The following is a 387-nucleotide window of genomic DNA, read 5'->3' as shown; positions in this document are numbered from 1 at the left end:
CAAAAAATCCGCGGCACCTGCAATTGATTCACATTTCCGCGACATTCTCTGGCGATATCCGTCGGATCATCCGACCCCGGACTCGGCCGCCGGATCGGCCGAATACCGACCTGCCGGGTGACCAGCCTGTCGCGCTCCAGCTCGCGCAGCGTCTGGGTGAGCATCTTCTGCGAGACGGTGGCCATCTCTTCTAGGCTCGCTCACGTCAAGGTCGAAAATCTCAGGATCGCAACGACGAGAAGACAGGGCACCCCATGACCTCCATCACCGTCATTGGCGGCACCGGCTACACCGGCAGCCACATCATCCGCGAGGCCGCGGCCCGCGGACACCAGGTGACCTCCCTGAGCCGCAGCCTCCCGGCCGAGCAGCTCCCCGGCGTGACCT

1 protein-coding gene and 1 pseudogene are annotated in these 387 nt (G+C 64.3%); one reads left to right on the top strand and one right to left on the bottom strand.

Translation table 11 applies throughout. The features are described 5' to 3' along the window. Positions 1-107: 107 nt before the first annotated feature. Positions 108-185, bottom strand: a pseudogene (locus GWK61_RS61415) (winged helix-turn-helix transcriptional regulator); the annotation flags it as partial. 69 nt (positions 186-254) lie between these two features. Between GWK61_RS61415 and GWK61_RS61410 the strand changes: the two are divergent. After that, positions 255-387, top strand: a 133-nt coding sequence (locus GWK61_RS61410; protein ID WP_194922416.1) for an NmrA family NAD(P)-binding protein, incomplete at its 3' end; no start/stop codon positions are given.

This window comes from Catenulispora rubra (assembly GCF_015356825.1).
In the GTDB taxonomy this organism is placed as follows: Bacteria; Actinomycetota; Actinomycetes; order Streptomycetales; family Catenulisporaceae; genus Catenulispora; species Catenulispora rubra.
This window is presented reverse-complemented; position numbering and strand designations above follow the sequence as displayed.